This window comes from Allobosea sp. GW821-FHT12C12 (genome assembly GCF_058807355.1).
The window spans coordinates 41,791-60,583 of record NZ_JBXAQP010000006.1 but is presented as its reverse complement, the minus strand read 5'-3'; the positions used below and the strand labels follow the sequence as shown (position 1 = coordinate 60,583).

The window sequence follows — 18,793 nt, the reverse complement described above, 5'->3', positions numbered from 1 at the left end:
CCCCTAATCGTCGCCTGCGCGCTGTTCATGGAGAACACCGATTCGACGGTGATCGCGACCTCGCTGCCGGTGATCGCGCAGTCGCTCGGCGAGGACCCGATCGCGCTGAAGCTGGCGCTGACCTCCTATCTCGTCAGCCTCGCCGTCTTCATCCCGATCTCGGGCTGGATGGCCGACCGCTACGGAGCGCGCACGATCTTCCGGGCGGCGCTCGGCGTCTTCATGCTCGGCTCGGTGCTGTGCGCGCTGTCGAACTCGCTCGGGGCCTTCGTCGGCGCGCGCTTCGTGCAGGGCATGGGCGGGGCGATGATGGTGCCGGTCGGCCGGCTCGTGATCCTGCGCAGCGTCGAGAAGTCGCAGCTCGTCTCGGCGCTGGCCTATCTGACGGTGCCGGCGCTGGTCGGGCCCGTGGTCGGCCCGCCGCTCGGCGGCTTCATCACGACCTATTTCGACTGGCGCTGGATCTTCTTCATCAACATCCCGATCGGCATTGTCGGCATCGTGCTGGCGAGCCTGTTCTTCGAGGATATCCGCGAGGAGGATGTCGCCCCGCTCGACATCCGCGGCTTCCTGCTCTCCTCCCTCGGCTTCGCCGCGCTGATGCTGGGGCTCGCCACCGGCGGGCGTCATCTCGTGCCGGAGGCGGTGGCCTATGGCGCGGTCGCGGCCGGGGTCGCGGCGCTCGTCGCCTACTGGCTGCATTCGCGCCGGGTCGCGCACCCGGTGCTGAACCTCGCGCTGCTGCGCGTCCCGACCTACCGCATCGGCGTGATCGGCGGCTCGGTCTTCCGGACCGGCATCGGCGCGATCCCGTTCCTGCTGCCGCTGATGCTGCAGCTCGGCTTCGGGCTCGACGCGCTGCAATCGGGCCTGATCACCTTCGCCTCGGCGGCCGGGGCGCTGATCATGAAGACGCTGGCCAGGCGGATCCTGAGCTTCGGCGGCTTCAGGCGCGTGCTGACGGTCAACGCGCTGATCGGCTCGGCGTTTCTCGCGGCGTCGGGGCTGTTCACGCCCGCGACGCCGCACTGGCTGATGCTGGCCGTGCTGCTGGTCGGCGGCTGCTTCCGTTCGCTCCAGTTCACCGGCATCAACGCGCTGAGCTACGCCGACATCTCCAACAGGGAGATGTCGGGGGCGACCTCGCTCTCCAGCGTGGCGCAGCAATTGTCGCTGAGCCTCGGCGTCACGATCGGAGCCTTCGCGCTGGAAAGCGCGAACCTGTTCAACGGCGGCAAGGCGCTGGGCGCGGGCGACTTCTGGCCGGCCTTCGCGCTGGTCGGCCTGATCTCGGCCTCGTCGGCGCTGTGGATGGCGCGCCTCGCGCCCGATGCCGGCGCGGAGGTCTCTGGCCACCGGCCGCTCAGCGCCCGCAAGGAGACGGCGGCGGCGATCGCGGACCAGAAGCCGCTGGAGTGAGCGGTTGCGTCGCGGGGGGGCTCACCATAGGTCATGGCCGCCGCGTCCGAACCCTCCGCCGCTTGCCCATGACCTCTACGTCCGCGGCGAGGCGCGTTGGCCGGGATCGTGATGTTCGGCGGTGGATCGCGGTCGATCCGCAAGGCCAGGCCCGGCGCCTATGCGCCGGACCGGCTGCCGCGCGACATCTTCCCGCAATGATGCGCCGGACCGGCTGCCGCGCGACATCTTCCCGCAATGATGCGGAGGAAAGCGGCGAAGATCGTGTCGTCTCAGTCGGCGATCGATCCCGTCGTCTCGACATCGCGGTTTGCGACCCTGCGCTGCGGCGCCCTGGCCGGCCGGGCCATCCTGAACGGCGCGCCGCCGGCGGCTCCGCGGGCGTATGATCCGTCCGGGGTCGCCGCCGGCTTCGGGCCCGCGACCTTCGGTTCGCCGCCGCGCCATCTACGCGCGCCGATGTCGAAACGGCCCTCGCGCCAGGCGGCGAATTCCTGTTCGGTGCCGTAGAAGGCGTTGCGGTCGACGTCGCCGGCGATGCCCGGCACCTTGCCCGTGGTGGTGAACTGCCAGAACTCCCATTTCTCGCGCGCGTAGCGTTGCTTGAGCGGGGCCGCCGTCGAGCGCAGCCAGTAGGGATAGTCGTTGAACTGCCCCTCCAGCACGTCCTCGTGGAAGGTGATGTCGGTGTAGATGATCGGCTTCTTGCCGGTGTGTTCCTGCAGGCCGCGCAGCATCTCGCGGATCTTGGCAAGCGCCTTGTCCCTGGGGATCTTCTTGCCGCATTTCGCCGACTCGCCGTTCCACTCGACATCGAGCACCGGCGGCAGCGCGTCCGGATCGCGCGGGATGTTCTTCTTGAACCAGCGGATCTGGTCCTTCGCCGGCCGGCACCAGTAGACGAAGTGATACGCTCCTCGCGGCACGCCCGCCTTCTTCGCCTCGGTCCAGTTGCGGCGGAAATTCGGATCGAGGTAGTCGCCGCCTTCCGTGGCCTTGATGAAGGCGAAGCGGGCGCCGGCATCCTTGACCTTGCCCCAGTCGATCTCGGCCTGCCAGCGCGAGACGTCGATGCCCTGGATCGTCATGCGCCGCGCATTGCGCACGCCGGCATGGGGATCGCTGTCGCCTTTCTTCGGGTAGAGCGCGAAAGCCGGCTCGGCGCAGGCCGCGAGCAGGCCGAGAGCCGCCAGCGCGCGCGAAAGAGCTGGGATGGCTGTGCGTCGCGCCGGCATGCGGTCCTCCTGGAGCATGCTTTCGAGATGCGGGCGTCGCGGTTAAAACCCGGTTAGGCTTTGTTCGAATGGGACAGGCTTGTTTCAACAGTGGTTAACCGGGGAGAGGCTGCGTGAACGAGACCCGGCCGGCCGGCTGGCGCGGAGCGCTCGCCTATGGCGTCCATGTCTTCACGGCGCTGGGCGCGGCGCTCGGCCTGCTGGCGCTGCAGGCGGTGATCGCCGGCGAGCTGGCGCTCGCCTTCGCCTGGCTCGGAGCCGCGCTGGCGGTCGATGCGCTCGACGGGCCGATGGCGCGCCGGCTCGACGTCGCGAGGACGGCGCGGCGCTATGACGGCGCGCGGCTCGATCTGGTGGTCGATTTCATCACCTATGTCTTCGTGCCGGCCGCGATGCTGCTGCGCGCCGATGTGATGGCGCAACCCTGGGGACTGATCGCCGGGCTCGTCATCACGCTGACCAGCGCGCTCTATTTCGCCGATACCGGCATGAAGACCGACGACTGGTGGTTCCGGGGCTTTCCGGCGGTCTGGAACATCGTGCTGTTCCACATCGTCGCCTTGACGCCGCCGGCCTGGCTGTCCCTGGCGGTGATCGGGCTCGCGGCCGTCCTGATGTTCGCGCCGGTGCTGTTCGTGCATCCCGTGCGGGTGCGGCATTGGCGCGGCGCGACCTTCGCCGTGCTCGCTCTATGGGGCGTCGCGGCGGTGATCGCGATCGGGCGGGGGATGCGGCCGGGTTGGCCGGCGCAGGCGCTGCTGCTGGCCTGCGCCGCCTATTTCGTGCTGCGCGGCCTCTGGCGCGCGCCGCTCCCGCGCGAGCGCGACCGTGTTCCCGACTGAGCTATTCGTCCTCGGGTCCGGCGTTCGCCTGGAAGGACGAGGACACCGGCGCGAGCCCGCCGGGGATGGTGGCGACCGGCGCAGGCGCGGCCGGCCGTTCGGGGCCGGGCGAGGGCTGCGGCGGCACGCCCCGGCGCGTCGTCCAGCGCCGCGTGCCGATGTCGTATTCGCCGTTGCGCCAGGCGGCGAACTCGGCCTCGCCGCCGAAGAAGGCGTTGCGGTCGACATCGCCCTTGATGCCGGGCACGCGGCCGGTCGTGGTGAACTGCCAGAACTCCCAGGGCCGGTTGGCGTAGCGCGTCTCGGGCAGGGCGGCGGTCGAGCGGATCCAGTAAGGATAGTCGTCGAACTGGCCTTCGAGCACGTCCTTGTGGAAGGTGATGTCGGTGTAGATGATCGGCTTCTTGCCGGTCAGTTGCTCGAGCTCGGTCAGCATCAGCCGGATCTTCTCCAGCGCCAGCGCGCGATCGATCTTCTTCGGGCACGTTTTCGACTGGCCGTTCCATTCGACGTCGAGAACCGGGGGCAGCGCGTCTGGATCGTTTGGGATCTGCTGCTTGAACCAGGCCGCCTGCTCATAGGCCGGGCGGCACCAGTAGACGAAGTGGTAGGCCCCGCGCGCGATGCCGGCGCGGCGCGCGCCCTCCCAGTTGCGCTGGAAGGCCGGGTCGACGTAGTCGCCGCCCTCGGTCGCCTTCATGAAGACGAAGCGGGTGCCGGCGCCCTTGACGGCGGCCCAGTCGATCTCGCCCTGCCAGCGCGAGATGTCGATGCCCTGGATCGGATAGTTGAGCGCCGCGGCGACGCCCGGGTGAGGGCGGTTGTCGCCCTTGGCGGGGTAGTTGTTCTCCATCGCGACGCAGCCCCCGAGCGCCGCGGCGGCGAGAAGCAGGAGCGATACGGGCTTGAAAAATGTCATGCGGCTGGTCTTCATCTCGCGAAGCATTGAGGAGAAAACTTGACGGCCGGTTTACGCTATCCGTTTTCGCCCGCCTGTTTCTAGCGCAGGCTCAGCAAAATCGTCGCAGTGCCGAGGAAGGCGAAAAAGCCGACCACGTCGGTTACGGTCGTGACGAAGGCTCCCGACGAGACGGCGGGGTCGATGCCGGCCCGGTCGAGCAGGAACGGGATGGAGACGCCGGCGAGCGCGGCCGCGATCAGGTTGATCACCATGGCGATGGCGATGACGAGGCCGAGCCCGTTGTTGCCGAACCAGAACGCCGCGATCGTGCCGGTGATCAGCGCGAAGGCCAGCCCGTTGACGAAGGCGACGATCAGCTCGCGCGTGAAGAAGCGGCGGATGTTCCAGCCGCCCAACTCCTGCGTGGCGAGCGCGCGCACCGCCACCGTCATGGTCTGCGTCGCGGCGTTGCCGCCCTGGCTCGCCACGATCGGAGCCAGGATCGCCAGCGCCACCAACTGCGACAGTTGCGCCTGGAACAGGCTCATCACCGATGCGGCGAGGAAGGCGGTGACCAGATTGATGAAAAGCCAGCGGAAACGGCTCCTGGCGATCCGCGGCACCGAATCGGACAGCTCTTCGTCGGCGTCGACGCCGCCGAGCTGCTTGACGTCGTCATCGGCCGCTTCCTCGATCACGTCGACGATGTCGTCGATCGTCAGAACACCGACGAGTCGCCCGGCCCCGTCGATGACCGGCGTCGCGATCAGGTTGTAGCGCTGGAACAGCCGGGCCACGTCCTCGATGTCGTCGGTCGCATGGACGGCGCGGCTGTCCTCGTCGACCAGCGTGGCGATGGCGACCGGGCACCGCGTCCGCAGCAGCCGGTCGAGCGGCACCGAACCGACGAAACGATGCGCCGGATCGGCCACCAGCACCGCGAAGAAGCGCTCCGGCAGATTGTCGGTCCGGCGCAGATGGTCGATGGTCTGGCCGACCGTCCAGAACGCCGGCACGGCGAGGATTTCGCTCTGCATGCGCCGTCCGGCGCTGTCCTCCGGATAGTCGAGGCCCTGCTGCAGAACGACCCGCTCCGCGGGAGAGAGCCTGCCGAGCACCTCCTGCTTGTCGGCCTCGTTCATGTCCTCGAGGATGTAGACGGCGTCGTCGGTATCGAGGTCGCGCACGCCCTCGGCCACGGCGTCGGCCGAGAGCTCGCCGAGGATCTCCTCGCGGACGGCGTCGTCGACCTCGGTCAGGGCGGTGAAATCGAAATCCGCGCCGAGCAGCGAGATCAGGCGCGGCCGCTCATCGGCGTCGAGCGCTTCCAGCAGCGCGCCGAGATCGGCCTCGTGCATGTCCTCGACCACGCCGCGCAGCGTCGTCAGGTCCGAGCGCGGCAGCGCCTGCGAAACCTGCTCGACGAGGGCCGGGTCGATCGCGCCGTCGTCGTCGCGGATCGGCCGTTCCCGCGCCTCGGCCGCGGCGTGCCCGCTCTCCGCCATGCGCGTGCTCCGGGTTCGAGGACAGATCGCGATTCGGGGAAAGTTCGGCGACGTTCTTGTCAGCCGCCGCCTGCTCTTGCAACGCGGCATGACGCGTTCGCGACCGAAGCAGCGAAAACGAAAACGGCGATCCTCGCGGATCGCCGTTCAAGGGACGTGTCGTCCGGATCTGGTGCGGTCAAGAGGACTCGAACCTCCACGGGTCTCCCCGCTACCACCTCAAGGTAGTGCGTCTACCAATTCCGCCATGACCGCGGCGGCTCGTCGGGGCCGCGCTAAGCGGCGAACCCGGGAGCGGCGCGGGTCTAGCAAATCGAATCCGCCGCCACAAGAGCGTTCGCCGACAAAGTATGGGGTGAGGCTGTCCCGGCTCAGGCGGCTTCGGCGACGGCCTGCAGGCAGTAGACCGTGGGCCGCTTCAGCATCCGGGTGATCTCGATCGAGATCTTGGCGCCGCTGACGACGACGTTGCCCTTGGCGAAGGGATGGTTGTTGGCGAGGATCTCGACCTCGTCGCTCTCGGTGGCGTTGAGTTCGATGATGGCGCCGCGACCCATGCGCAGCAGCTTGTAGATCGGCATCCGCGTCTGGCCCAGAACCACGGTCAGTTCGACAGGAACGAGATCGAGATCGGCCTTCAAGTCCTGCCTCCGGAACCTTAACTTTGCAATTCGACCAACGAAACTTGTCCGCCGACCGGATCCTGGCGCAAGAAAGCCGCGCCGCATCGGGTGAAAAGAGCATCGACCGAACATGGTTAAGCCAAGGTGAAGAGCCGCGAGGAGTTGCCGGTTTTGTTTCTGCCCGAGCCGGGCTCGGCTCCGGTCGAATGGGCCGTGGCGGCAGGCCTGACGGGCTACGAGGACGCGGTCGCCGAGATGGAGGCGCGCGCCGCGCTGATCGCGGACGGGCAGGCGGCCGAGCGCGTCTGGCTGGTCGAGCATCCGCCGCTCTATACGGCCGGAACCTCCGCGAAGGACGCCGATCTCGTCGCGCCCGGCCTGTTTCCGGTGCATCGGGCGGGCAGGGGCGGGCAATACACCTATCACGGACCCGGCCAGCGCGTGGCCTATGTCATGCTCGACCTGAAGCGCCGCGAGCCCGATCTGCGCCGGTTCGTTGCGGCGCTTGAGGCATGGCTGATCGGCACGCTTGACGCGATGAACGTGCGCGGCGAACGGCGCGAGGACCGCGTCGGCGTCTGGGTCCGGCGGCCGGCGAAGGCGGCGATCTTCGGTGTAGAATTGGCCGAGGACAAGATCGCAGCGATCGGCATCCGGGTGCGGCGCTGGGTCTCGTTCCACGGCGTGTCGCTCAATGTCGAGCCCGATCTCTCGCATTTCGACGGCATCGTGCCCTGCGGCGTCAGCGACCAGGGCGTCACCTCGCTGGTCGATCTGGGATTGCCGGTGACGATGCCGGAGGTCGACGCGGTGCTTCGGGCCGAGTTCGAGCGCATCTTTGGGCTGACCGTGTTGGCGTGACCTCGTGTTGGCATCGACGGCGCAGCCGTCCATAAGCAGCGCAGAAGACAAGACTGCCCAGGGAGCGCGACGTGCCGGTCATCGAGAGCAAGGTCGACCTGAAATCGGCCGAGACGCGGGCCAACGCGCAGGCCTGGACGTCGTTGCGATCCGAGCTGGAGGCGCGCCGCGCGACGGCCGCGCTCGGCGGCAACGCCAAATCCCGCGAGCGCCACACCGCGCGCGGCAAGCTGCTGCCGCGTGAGCGGGTGCTGCGCCTGCTCGATCCGGGCTCGGCCTTCCTCGAGATCGGGACGCTCGCCGCCTTCGGCATGTATGAGGGCGACGTCCATGGCGCGGGACTGATCGCCGGCATCGGCCGCGTGGCGGGGCGCGAGTGCATGGTCGTCTGCAACGACGCCACCATCAAGGGCGGCACCTACTATCCGATGACGGTGAAGAAGCATCTGCGCGCACAGGAGATCGCGGCCGAGAACCGGCTGCCCTGCATCTACCTCGTCGATTCGGGCGGCGCGAACCTGCCGCACCAGACCGAGGTTTTCCCCGACCGCGAGCATTTCGGCCGCATCTTCTACAACCAGGCCAATCTCTCGGCCGCCGGCATCCCGCAGGTCGCGGTGGTGATGGGCTCCTGCACCGCCGGCGGGGCCTATGTGCCGGCGATGTCGGACGAGACGGTCATCGTCAAGAACCAGGGCACCATCTTCCTCGGCGGACCTCCGCTGGTGAAGGCCGCGACGGGCGAGGTGGTCTCGGCGGAGGACCTCGGCGGGGCGGATGTCCATGCCAGGCTGTCGGGCGTCGCCGACCACTATGCCGGCGACGACACGCATGCGCTGGCGATCGCGCGGCGCATCGCCGGCAACCTCAACAGCGTCAAGCGCCCCGACATCGACATCGCGGACTCGGTCGAGCCGCTCTACCGGCAAGAGGAGCTCGAAGCGGTCGTCCCGACCGACCTGAGGAAGCAATACGACATCCGCGAGGTCATCGCCCGGCTGGTCGACGGCTCGGAGTTCGACGAGTTCAAGCGGCTCTACGGCCAGACGCTGATCACGGGCTTCGCCCGCATCCACGGCGTCCCCGTCGGCATCGTCGCCAATAACGGCATCCTGTTCTCCGAAAGCGCGCTGAAGGGCGCGCACTTCGTCGAGCTCTGCTGCCAGCGCCGCATTCCGCTGCTCTTTCTGCAGAATATCACCGGCTTCATGGTCGGCCGCGACTTTGAAACACGCGGCATCGCCAAGGACGGCGCGAAGCTCGTCACCGCCGTCGCCTCGGCGCGGGTGCCGAAGATCACAGTGCTGGTCGGCGGCTCCTTCGGCGCGGGCAATTACGGCATGTGCGGCCGGGCCTATTCGCCGCGCTTCCTGTTCACCTGGCCGAATTCGCGCATCTCGGTGATGGGCGGCGAGCAGGCGGCGAGCGTGCTCGCGACAGTCCGGCGCGACAATATCGAGGCCGAGGGCAAGAGCTGGTCGGCGCGGGACGAGGAGGCGTTCAAGGCGCCGATCCGCTCGAAATACGAGGAGGAGGGCTCGCCCTACCACGCCACCGCAAGGCTGTGGGACGACGGCATCATCCTGCCGTCGGAGACGCGGCGCGTGCTGGCGCTGGCCTTCTCGGCCTGCCTCAACGCCGAGGTGCCGGAGACACGGTTCGGCGTCTTCCGGATGTGATCGGGATCGCCGGCAAGACGCTGGATTGCTTCGCCGCGCTCGCAATGACGGTGAAAGCGCGGCTGCCGGCGCCCTCAATCCAGAATCCGCGCCAGCACCTTCCCCAGCAGGTCGAGACGGTAGGGTTTCCTGAGCAGCTCCGTGCGGGGCTCGTTGGCGAAACCCTCGATCCGGTCGCGCCCGGTCGCGAAGATGACGCCGATGCCGGGCTTGAGATCGCGCAGGCGGCGCGCCAGGTCGAGGCCGGAGATGTCGGGCAGGCCGATATCGGTCAGCAGGATGTCGATGTGCCGGTTCGCCGCGACCTCCAGCGCCTGTTCGCCGCTGTCGGCCTCGACCACGTCGTAGCCGAGCTCCCCGACCAGATCGACGGTGTCCATCCGGATGATCGCCTCGTCCTCGCAGACCAGCACGGTGAGGCGGCGGCCGGGCTCGGAAGCGCCTGGCGCCGGCATGGCTTCTGCGACAGGCGGCGTCTCGTAAGCCGGCTGCCTGCCGTCGCGTCCCAGCACCTGCCGGACCTTCCGCGCCAGCGCCTCGTGGCTGTAGGGTTTCGAGATCAGGTTGACGCCCTCGTCGAGCCGTCCGCCATGGACGATCGAGTTCTCGGTGTAGCCCGAGGTGAAGAGCACGCCGAGATCGGGCAGGCGCTCCTTGGCCTTGCGCGCCAGCTCCGGGCTCTTCAGCGGGCCGGGCATCACCACGTCGGTGAAGAGCAGGTCGATCGCGACGCCGCTCTCGATCACGGCGAGCGCGCTTTGGGCGTCGTTGGCCTTGAGCACGCGATAGCCGAGCTCGCCGAGCAGCGCGATCACGGTCTCGCGCACGCCCTCGTCGTCCTCGACCACGAGGATCGTCTCGCTGCCGCCGTTGACCGGGCCTGACTCGCTCTCGACGAGAACATCCTCGGCCTGGGTCGAGCGCGGCAGATAGAGCTTCACCGTCGTGCCCTGTCCGGGCTCGCTGTAGATCTTCACATGGCCGCCGGACTGCTTGACGAAGCCGTAGACCATCGACAGGCCGAGCCCGCTGCCCTTGCCCTCGGGCTTGGTCGAGAAGAACGGCTCGAAGACCTGCTCCATGATCTCGGCGCTCATGCCGCAGCCGGTATCGGTCACCGCGACCATGACGTATTGCCCGGAGTCGAGATCGGAATGGCCGAGCGTGTAGGCGTCGTCGAGGAAGGCGTTGCCGGCCTCGATGGTCAGCCGACCCTGCGCATCCATCGCGTCGCGCGCATTGATCGCGAGGTTCAGCAGCGCGTTCTCGAGATTGGTCGGGTCGGCCAGCGTGTTCCAGAGGCCGCCGGCGATCATGGTCTCGATCTCGACCGCCTCGCCGAGCGTCCGCCGCAGCAGGTCGTCCATGCCCCGGATCAGCCGGCCGATATTGACGACCTTGGGTTCGAGCGGCTGGCGCCGGCCGAAGGCGAGCAACTGCGCGGCGAGCTTGGAGCCGCGCGCCACGCCGGCCATGGCGTTGGCGACGCGTTTCTCGGCCTTGTCGTTGCCGGCGATCTCGCGCTGCAGCAGCTGGAGATTGCCGCTGATCACCTGCAGCAGGTTGTTGAAGTCGTGCGCCACGCCTCCGGTGAGGTTGCCGATCGCCTCCATCTTCTGGCTGTGGCGCAGCGCATCCTGCACCTTGGCGAGTTCGAGCGTGCGCTGCTCGACGCGCTCCTCCAGGGTCGTGGCAAGATCGGCAAGCGCGGCTTCGGCGGTCTTCTGGTCGTCGATGTCGGTGTTCGTGCCGATCCAGCGGGTGACTGCGCCAGCCTCGTCCCGAACAGGGACGGCGCGTGCGATGTGCCAGCGGAACTGTCCGTCATGGCGACGCAGGCGGAACTCGACGTCGTAGGGAGAACCGCTGCGCCGGGCGTCTTCCCAGGCGGCGGCCGCGCCCGCGATATCGTCGGGATGGACCATCGCGGCCCAGCCGTCGCCGTCGAGCGAGCCCGCCGCCATGCCGCTATAGGCGTAGACCTGTTCGTTGAACCAGTCGAGCAGCCCGTCGGGCGCGGCGGTCCAGGCATGGTTGGGCATGGACTGCGACAGGCTGCGGAAGCGCGCCTCGCTCTCGCGCAGGGCGGCTTCCGCCTTCTTGCGGCCGGTGATGTCGAGGAACAGCACCGAGAAGCGCTCCGGCCCGAGCCGGCGGGCGCGCGCCTCGAACCACTTGTCCTTGAGCGAGGGCACGTTGATCTCGTAGCGCGCCGGTTCGCCGGTCTCGACGACGCGGGCATAGGTCGCGATCAGCTCCGGCGGCAGATGCGGGATGACCTCGCTGACGCGGCGGCCGATCGCGTTCTCCATGTCGACGTCGGTGCGCGCCTCGAAGGCCGGGTTCATGTCGACGAAGGTGAAATCCATCATCGCGCCCGATGCGTCGCGCACGGCCTCGCCGATGAAGAAGCCCTCCTGCATCTGCTCGAACAGGTTGCGCCAGCGCGCCTCGCTGGCGCGCAGCGCCTCCTCGGCGCTCCGGCGCGCGGTGATGTCGAAGCAGATGCCGACGAACCGGCGTTGCGCGCCGTCCGCGCTCTCGACCGGCTCGCCCTGCCGCGCGATCCAGCGCGGATCGCCGATGCGCGGGTCGCGCCGGCGGAACTCGGCATAGGCGAGGGGATTTTCGTCGTTGAGCCGGCGCGCGCCGAGCTGGGCGTGATCCTGCGGATCGATCAGGCCGGCCATCAGCCCGTCGGTGACGGGCGCGCCCGGCGCGATGCCCCAGATCCGCCGGAACGTCTCGGACACCTCGAGCCGGCCCGAATCGGGAAACCATTCGAAGGTGCCGATGCCGCCGGCCTGCTGGGCGATGCTCAGGCGCTGCTCGGCGAGCACGCGCTCGGTGATCTCGATGACGATGGCGAAGACGCCGGCCGGCCGGCCGCTCTCGTCGCGGATCGGCATGTAGTCGAGATCGAGCCAGCAATCCTCGAAGACGCCGCGGCGGTTCAGCGTCAGGCGCTGTTCGCGCAACGAGAGCGTGCGGCCCGCCAGACAGGTGGCGAGAACGTTGCGGTTCAGGTCGGCGGCTTCCGGCCAGCCTTCCAGCACCTTGGCCCCGAGCAGCCCGGGATGGCGGCCGCCGGCGAACCCGGCATAGGCGTCGTTGTAGATCAGGATGCCGTCCGGCCCCCAGAGCATCACGACCGGGAGCGGCATGCTCAGCGCCAGCGCGACGCTGGTGCGCAGGCTTTGCGGCCAGGTCTCGATCGGCCCCAGCCCGGTGACCGACCAGTCGAAGGTCCGGATCAGCGCGCCTGTCTCTCCGCCGTGAGGAAGGAGGGTGTCGATGTCGCTCACGTCCGCAGCCGCCATGGAGATCGGGTTTCAGACTGACCGTTTGACGGGATTTGCGCCAAGTCCGCAAGCGCCCGTCGCCGCCCGGCTCGATCGGCTGCGCCACTACCCACGGAAATTGCCGCTTCGTTGCCGGAAGACACGATCTTTTGCTGGGTTTCCGACTCCGCGCCTCGCATTCCCGCCGCGACATCGTCACGGAATGACCATGGGGTCTTCAGCCTCGCACCGCATTGACGCTGTCATCTGCCCGCTTCCCACACCCATGAAGGAGATGTTCATGAGCAGGATTTCCGCTCTCGCTTTCGGCGCGGCCCTGGCCGGGATCGCCGTCGTCGGCGCACACTCGCCGAGCCTGGCCCAAGCCCCGGCGCCCGCGCCGAGTCAGGACGCGCCGAGGCCGGCATCGCCGCCCGCCATCACTTCGGTCAACGTCGTCGATCTCGACGAGTTGCCGGAGGCGACCAAGACGCAGGTCAACCAGGCGCTCGCCTCGCGCACCGCCGACGATCTGCAGAAACTGCGCAACGCCGTGGAAGCCGCGCCCGCGATCAAGTCGGCGTTGGAGGCCAAGGGCCTGTCGTCGCGCGACGTGATCGTGGCGCAGATCGACCAGGAGGGCGCGCTGACGTTGGTGACGAAGAAGTCCGGCTGATGTTCGGGACCCGGCGTCTCCGGACGCCGGGCCTGTCCGCCATGGCCTGGCCTTGACTACGCGCCTCGCGGCTGGATGGCGATCAACGCCTCGCCCAGCGCACGCCTTGCTTCCCCGCTCTCGACATCGGCCGGCCCTGCCTCCACCCAACGAAAACAGCTCCGGCATTGCTGGCTTATGCGGATCGCGTATCGCCCGCTCCGGTCGCCTCGTCGTGCTTCCAGCCTGCTGCCGGACGGTTTTCGGACTCGCGACGGCTCATGGCTGGCTTCCGTCATGGCGAGCGATGGGCGGGATTGCGTCGACGGCTGTTCCGCATGCCGCACGCGCTGCTATGGTCGCGCCGCCATCTGAAACGGTTCAATCGGCAAAACGACAGGGAAGACGCATGTCTGGGCACAACAAGGTCGCCATCATCACCGGGGCGGGATCGGGCGTCGGGCGGGCGGTCGCGCTCGCCTTCCTCAAGGACGGCTACCGCACCGTTCTGGCCGGACGCCGCGAGGAGGCGCTGGCGGAGACGATCCAGCTCTCCGGCGTGTCGGCGAGCCAGGCGCTCACCGTGCCGACCGACGTGACCGACCAGGCCTCGGTGCAAAACCTGTTCGCCAGGACGAGGGAGAAGTTCAGCCGCCTCGACGTGCTGTTCAACAATGCCGGCGTGAATGCGCCGGGCGGCATCCTGCTGGAGGACCTGACCCTGGCGCAGTGGCAGGCCGTGGTCGACACCAACCTGACCGGCCCGTTCCTGTGCACGCAGGAGGCCTTCAAGCTGATGAAGGATCAGACCCCGATGGGCGGCCGCATCATCAACAACGGCTCGATCTCGGCCTATGCGCCGCGCCCGAACTCGGTCGCCTACACCGCGACGAAGCATGCGATCTCGGGGCTCACCAAGACGGCCTCGCTCGACGGGCGCAAATACGACATCGCGGTCGGCCAGGTCGACATCGGCAACGCGCTGACCGAGATGGCGCGCAAGATGACGCAGGGCGTGCCGCAGGCCGACGGCTCGATCGCGATCGAGCAGGTGATGGACGTCGACCACGTCGCGACCTCGGTGCTGCACATGGCGAGCCTGCCGATCGAGGCCAACGTGCTGTTCCTGACGGTGATGGCGAGCAAGATGCCGTTCGTCGGGCGCGGGTGAGGGGCGTTCACATCCGGCGAAAAAATCGCACCGTCATCCCGGACGCAGCGAGGCGGAGTTCCGGGATCCATCGTAAAACACGACGCCGCCCTATGTTCCGGGATATCCAGATCATGTCGATCGCCGCGAAGCTGCCTTCCATCCTGATCGCCAATCGCGGCGAGATCGCCTGCCGCGTCATCCGGACGGCCCGGCGTCTCGGCCTGCGCACGATCGCGGTGCATTCGGATGCCGATGCCGAGGCGATGTTCGCGCAGATGGCGGACGAGGCCTGGCGCATCGGCCCGGCGCCGGCGCGGGAGAGCTATCTCGACGCCGACGCCATCCTGAAGGTGGCGCGGGAAAGCGGCGCGGCCTGCATCCATCCGGGCTACGGCTTCCTCTCCGAGAACGCCGATTTTGCCGAGGCCTGCGCGGCCGCCGGCATCGTCTTCGTCGGCCCGCCGGCCTCCGCCATTCGCGCGATGGGGCTGAAGGACGCCGCCAAGGCGTTGGTCGAGACGGCGTCGGTGCCGGTGGTGCCGGGCTATCACGGAGCCGAGCAGGGCGTCGATTTCCTCACGCTGGAAGCCGGGCGCATCGGCTATCCGGTGCTGATCAAGGCGGTCGCGGGCGGCGGCGGCAAGGGCATGAAGAAGGTCGACCGGCCAGAGGACTTCGCCGACGCGCTCGCCAGCGCCCAGCGCGAGGGCAGGAACGCCTTCGGCGACGCACGCGTGCTGGTCGAGAAATACGTGCTCTCGCCGCGCCATGTCGAAATCCAGGTCTTCGGCGACAGCCACGGCAATGTCGTCCATCTCCACGAGCGCGACTGCTCGCTGCAGCGCCGGCACCAGAAGGTCATCGAGGAGGCGCCCGCGCCCGGCATGAGTCCGGAAGTCCGCGCCGCCATGGGCAAGGCCGCGACCGAGGCCGCGAAGGCGGTCGGCTATGTCGGCGCCGGCACGGTCGAGTTCATCGCCGACGGCCGTGATGGGCTGCGCGCCGACCGCTTCTGGTTCATGGAGATGAACACGCGGCTCCAGGTCGAGCATCCGGTGACGGAGGCGATCACGGGGCTCGACCTGGTCGAGCTCCAGCTCCGCGTCGCGGCCGGCGAGCCGCTCGGCTTCTCGCAAGCCGACGTCACCGCGACGGGCCACGCCGTCGAGGCCAGGCTCTACGCCGAGGATCCCGAGCGCGGCTTCCTGCCCTCGACCGGCAAGCTCTGGGCGCTGCGGTTCCCGGCGGGCGACGGCATCCGCATCGACACCGGCGTCGAGGCCGGCGATACGGTGACGCCGTTCTACGATCCGATGATCGCCAAGGTGATCGCCCATGCGCCGACCCGCGCCGAGGCGCTCGACCGGCTGGCCAGGGCGCTGGGCGAAACCATCGTCGCCGGCCCGCGCACCAATCTCGCTTTTCTCAAGAAGCTCGCCGAGGCCGAGGGCTTCCGGACAGGTCCGTTCGACACCGGATTCATCGATCGCAACATCGTCGCGCTCGGCGCGGAGCCGCAGCCGCTCGATGCGGCGGCGGTCGCGGCCGCCGCGCTCCAGCTCGAGGAGGAGCGCCAGCTGGCGGGCGTGATGCAGGCGGCCGAACGCGTCGATGGCGAGGCGCGCTCGCCCTGGCTCGCCGCGGATAATTTCGCGCTGATGCCGCGGCCTTCGCAGGGTCTGCCGCTGCTGGTCGATGGCGAGCGGGTCGAGGCCCGGATCGAGTGGGACGCCGACAGCGCCCGCGTAAGCCTGCCCGGCCACGAGATCGGCGAGGGAGAGCACGAGATCACGTTGGCTCAAGCGGAACGCGGAACCTATCTCGCGCTGCATGGCGGCCGACAGACCTCCGTTGCGCTGTTCGATCCCTTCGCCGTCGATCCCGACGCGGCCTCGGGCTCGGGCGGCGTCGTCAAGGCGCCGATGCACGGCAAGCTGATCGCGCTGTTCGTCACGGCCGGCGAGGCCGTGGTGAAGGGCCAGCGGCTCGCCATCGTCGAGGCGATGAAGATGGAGCATGTGCTGACCGCGCCCCGCGACGGCACGGTAACCGAGGTCGCCGGCGAGCCGGGCGGGCAGGTGGCCGAGGGCGCGAAGGTGGTCGTGCTGGGGGAGTAGCGCTCCCCCTTGTCATTCCGGGGCTCGGCGCGAGCCGAGAACCCGGAACCCATGACCGGGTGCAACCTCCGCCAAACCGCCTCGATCGCGCTCGCCCAGTCGTCGGTTCCGGGTTCGCGCCCCTGGCGCGCCCCGGAACGACAGACCCTCAATCCGTCGTCCGGCCCCTGCCGATCACCGGGAACTGCTCGACCTCATAGACCTGCCCGTTGACGGGCTGGCTGTCCTCGGAAAGCCAGAAGGCGGTGTGGGCCGCGACCTCCTCCGGCTGCATGATCCGTCCCGTTGGCGCGAACTCGACCGGCACCTGCTTCTCCCAGCCGGGCTGCTTGCCCTCGCGCTGCTGCGTCGCGTCCTCGTTGGCGGTGAAGGTCCAGCCGACATTGAGCTGGTTCACGAAGATTCGCTCCGGCCCCAGCGTGTTGGCGAGGTTGCGCGTCATCGTCATCAGCGCGCCCTTCGACATCGAATAGACGGTGAGGTTCGACTGGCCGCACCAGGCGTTGAGCGAGCCGACGGTGACGATCGAACCGCCCGACTTCTGCAGGCGGAAGGCGCGGATCGCGGCCTCGGCGCAGAGCAGCGGCGCGCGGGTGTTGATCGCGAAGACATGGTCGAAGAAGGGCGCGGTGGTCTCGCCGACGACGCCGCGCGGGTAGATGCCGGCATTGTTGACCAGCCCGTCGATGCGGCCGAAGGCCCGGACGGTGGCGTCGATGATCGCCTGGGCGGTCGCGGGCTCGGCGAGATCGCCGGTCGTGCCTTGCGTTCCGCCGCCGAGATGGCGGCAGGCGGCGGCGACCTCGGCCTCGTCGCGGCCATGCACGGCCACCTTGGCGCCCTCCGCGACCAGCCGCTCCGCCATGGCGTAGCCGATGCCGGCGCTGGAGCCGGTGACGAGGATGGCCTTGCCTGCAAGTCCGCGCATGGATGTCTCCCTTTCGATCGCGGCTTCAATAGCCGGCGCGATCCATTCCGTCATGCTAGGCCTTGTGCCGGGCATCCACGTCTTGAACGCAGGTCATGAAGCGAGACGCGGATGGTCGGGACGAGCCCGACCATGACGGATCCCGGCAATCTGTGGAGAAACGTCGCGGGTGCTGGCACGGTTGCGTCCGGCGCATTAGCTTGCCGGCCATGCCGCTTCACCTCTTGAAACTATGCGTCGGGGCCGAGTCGATCCGCGATCTGGAGGAGTGGATCGAGGAGCGCATGGCGCAACGTCGCGCTCTGCGGCAGGCGCGGGAGCATCTGCACACGACGCGGATGGTCCCGAAGCGCATCGACGAGATCGTCGGCGGGGGCTCGCTCTACTGGGTGATCAAGGGGCAGGTCTCGGCCCGCCAGCGCCTCACCGCCATCCGCCCATTCAAGGATGCCGACGGCATCGGCCGCTGCCATCTGGTGATGGAGCCCATCGTCGTCGCGGTCGAGCCGCGGCCGTTCAGACCGTTCCAGGGCTGGCGCTATCTGCTGGACAAGGACATCCCGCGCGACATCGACGGCCGCAGCGGCGATCTCGGCATCATGCCGGAAACCATGCGGCGGGAACTGGCGGAACTGGGGCTGCTTTAGCTCTAGGCGCGCGTCGCGCAGCGGCCCTCACACCCCGATATTGTCGATCAGCCGCGTCCCGCCGAGCCGCGCCGCGACCAGCAGCCGGATCGGGCCGTCCGCCAGCGAGGTCACGGGCGCCAGCGTCTCTGCATTGCGTGCCTCCAGATAGTCGAGCTCGAAGCCGGCCGAGATGATCTCGCCTTGCGCCTCGCCGACCGCGCGGAACAGATCCTCGCGGTTGCGGATGCGCACGGCCAAGGCCTGCATGACCTGGTGCAGCAGCGGCGCGAGCGCGCGCTCCTCGCCCGAGAGGTAGCGGTTGCGCGAGGACATGGCGAGGCCGTCGGGCTCGCGGAAGGTTTCCAGCGGGACGATGCGGATGCCGAGGTCGAGATCGGCCGCCATCCGGGTCACGACCTTGAGCTGCTGGTAGTCCTTCTCGCCGAAGACGGCGAGATCGGCGCGGCTTTGCGTGAAGAGCTTGCAGCAAACCGTTGCCACGCCTTCGAAATGCATCGGACGAAAGCGGTCGTCGAGACCGACGGCGGCCGGCCCGAGCAGCACGATGCGGCTGGCGAAGCCCGGCGGGTACATCTCCTCGATCGCCGGGAAATAGATCGCGTCGGCTTTCGCCGCGACGAGCCGGGCGCGGTCGCCGTCGAACGTGCGCGGATATTTCTTGAAGTCCTCGTGCGGCGCGAACTGCGTCGGGTTGACGAAGATCGAGACGATGACCCGGCCTGCATGGCGCCGCGCCTCGCGGACCAGCGCGATGTGGCCCTCGTGCAGTGCGCCCATGGTCGGCACGAGCGCGACCTGCTCGCCTGCCGCATGCCAGCCTGCCACGGCCGCGCGCATGGCGGCGACCGTCTCGAAGATCGCGATATTGGACATTTGCTCGTCTCTTTTCCCCGCCGTCGCGCCCTTCGCCCTCATCCCGAGGAGCCGCGAAGCGGCGTCTCGAA

At 68.6% G+C, this 18,793-nt stretch carries 15 protein-coding genes and 1 tRNA gene; 8 read left to right on the top strand and 8 right to left on the bottom strand.

The features are described from left to right. Nucleotides 1-27: 27 nt before the first annotated feature. On the top strand, nucleotides 28-1,419 hold the full coding sequence (locus AC1RRW_RS10475) for an MFS transporter (RefSeq protein ID WP_492900687.1): 1,392 nt from the start codon (nucleotides 28-30) through the stop codon (nucleotides 1,417-1,419). 272 nt (nucleotides 1,420-1,691) lie between these two features. Here the strand turns inward: AC1RRW_RS10475 and AC1RRW_RS10470 are convergent, their stop codons facing one another. Continuing rightward, nucleotides 1,692-2,654, bottom strand: a complete 963-nt coding sequence (locus AC1RRW_RS10470) for a glycoside hydrolase family 25 protein (RefSeq protein WP_492900686.1) — start codon at nucleotides 2,652-2,654, stop codon at nucleotides 1,692-1,694. Between the two features lie 113 nt (nucleotides 2,655-2,767). On the opposite strand from AC1RRW_RS10470, the gene AC1RRW_RS10465 reads away from it, so the two are divergent. Then, nucleotides 2,768-3,496: a CDP-alcohol phosphatidyltransferase family protein gene (locus AC1RRW_RS10465; protein ID WP_492900685.1), complete on the top strand. Its 729-nt coding sequence runs from the start codon at nucleotides 2,768-2,770 to the stop codon at nucleotides 3,494-3,496. A gap of 1 nt (nucleotide 3,497) precedes the next feature. On the opposite strand, the gene AC1RRW_RS10460 is transcribed toward AC1RRW_RS10465, so the two are convergent. The 4 genes from AC1RRW_RS10460 to AC1RRW_RS10445 form a co-directional block, all read right to left on the bottom strand. Beyond that, complete coding sequence (locus AC1RRW_RS10460; RefSeq protein WP_492900684.1) at nucleotides 3,498-4,415, bottom strand: glycoside hydrolase family 25 protein; 918 nt, start codon at nucleotides 4,413-4,415, stop codon at nucleotides 3,498-3,500. A gap of 80 nt (nucleotides 4,416-4,495) precedes the next feature. Next, nucleotides 4,496-5,902, bottom strand: a complete 1,407-nt coding sequence (gene mgtE, locus AC1RRW_RS10455) for a magnesium transporter (protein WP_492900683.1) — start codon at nucleotides 5,900-5,902, stop codon at nucleotides 4,496-4,498. A 170-nt stretch (nucleotides 5,903-6,072) separates the two neighbouring features. Next, a tRNA-Leu gene (locus tag AC1RRW_RS10450) sits at nucleotides 6,073-6,157 on the bottom strand. A gap of 116 nt (nucleotides 6,158-6,273) precedes the next feature. Continuing rightward, nucleotides 6,274-6,543 (bottom strand): FliM/FliN family flagellar motor switch protein, encoded by a 270-nt coding sequence (locus tag AC1RRW_RS10445; RefSeq protein ID WP_492900682.1) that lies wholly within the window; start codon nucleotides 6,541-6,543, stop codon nucleotides 6,274-6,276. Between the two features lie 126 nt (nucleotides 6,544-6,669). On the opposite strand from AC1RRW_RS10445, the gene lipB reads away from it, so the two are divergent. Next, entirely contained in the window at nucleotides 6,670-7,386 is a 717-nt protein-coding gene (gene lipB, locus AC1RRW_RS10440; RefSeq protein WP_492900681.1) for a lipoyl(octanoyl) transferase LipB, read from the top strand. A 71-nt stretch (nucleotides 7,387-7,457) separates the two neighbouring features. Beyond that, nucleotides 7,458-9,065, top strand: coding sequence for a carboxyl transferase domain-containing protein (locus tag AC1RRW_RS10435; protein ID WP_492900680.1), 1,608 nt, complete (start codon nucleotides 7,458-7,460; stop codon nucleotides 9,063-9,065). A 74-nt stretch (nucleotides 9,066-9,139) separates the two neighbouring features. On the opposite strand, the gene AC1RRW_RS10430 is transcribed toward AC1RRW_RS10435, so the two are convergent. Continuing rightward, entirely contained in the window at nucleotides 9,140-12,370 is a 3,231-nt protein-coding gene (locus tag AC1RRW_RS10430; RefSeq protein ID WP_492900679.1) for a hybrid sensor histidine kinase/response regulator, read from the bottom strand. Between AC1RRW_RS10430 and AC1RRW_RS10425 the strand changes: the two genes are divergently transcribed. The 3 genes from AC1RRW_RS10425 to AC1RRW_RS10415 all read left to right on the top strand — a co-directional run bounded on the left by AC1RRW_RS10425 (nucleotide 12,360) and on the right by AC1RRW_RS10415 (nucleotide 16,271). Then, entirely contained in the window at nucleotides 12,360-13,022 is a 663-nt protein-coding gene (locus AC1RRW_RS10425) for a hypothetical protein (protein ID WP_492900678.1), read from the top strand. The genes AC1RRW_RS10430 and AC1RRW_RS10425 overlap by 11 nt on opposite strands. 388 nt (nucleotides 13,023-13,410) lie before the next feature. Further along, nucleotides 13,411-14,172 carry an SDR family oxidoreductase gene (locus AC1RRW_RS10420; RefSeq protein WP_492900677.1) on the top strand — a complete coding sequence of 254 codons (762 nt, stop codon included), beginning with the start codon at nucleotides 13,411-13,413 and terminating at the stop codon, nucleotides 14,170-14,172. Nucleotides 14,173-14,285: 113 nt separating this feature from the next. Beyond that, entirely contained in the window at nucleotides 14,286-16,271 is a 1,986-nt protein-coding gene (locus AC1RRW_RS10415) for an acetyl/propionyl/methylcrotonyl-CoA carboxylase subunit alpha (RefSeq protein WP_492900676.1), read from the top strand. Nucleotides 16,272-16,419: 148 nt separating this feature from the next. Here AC1RRW_RS10415 and AC1RRW_RS10410 read toward each other — a convergent pair whose 3' ends face one another. Next, nucleotides 16,420-17,199, bottom strand: coding sequence for an SDR family NAD(P)-dependent oxidoreductase (locus AC1RRW_RS10410; protein WP_492900675.1), 780 nt, complete (start codon nucleotides 17,197-17,199; stop codon nucleotides 16,420-16,422). Between the two features lie 209 nt (nucleotides 17,200-17,408). Here AC1RRW_RS10410 and AC1RRW_RS10405 point away from each other — a divergent pair, with 209 nt between their 5' ends. Next, complete coding sequence (locus AC1RRW_RS10405) at nucleotides 17,409-17,846, top strand: DUF1489 family protein (protein WP_492900674.1); 438 nt, start codon at nucleotides 17,409-17,411, stop codon at nucleotides 17,844-17,846. Between the two features lie 27 nt (nucleotides 17,847-17,873). Here the strand turns inward: AC1RRW_RS10405 and panC are convergent, their stop codons facing one another. Next, on the bottom strand, nucleotides 17,874-18,722 hold the full coding sequence (gene panC / locus AC1RRW_RS10400) for a pantoate--beta-alanine ligase (RefSeq protein WP_492900673.1): 849 nt from the start codon (nucleotides 18,720-18,722) through the stop codon (nucleotides 17,874-17,876). Between the last annotated feature and the right edge of the window lie 71 nt (nucleotides 18,723-18,793).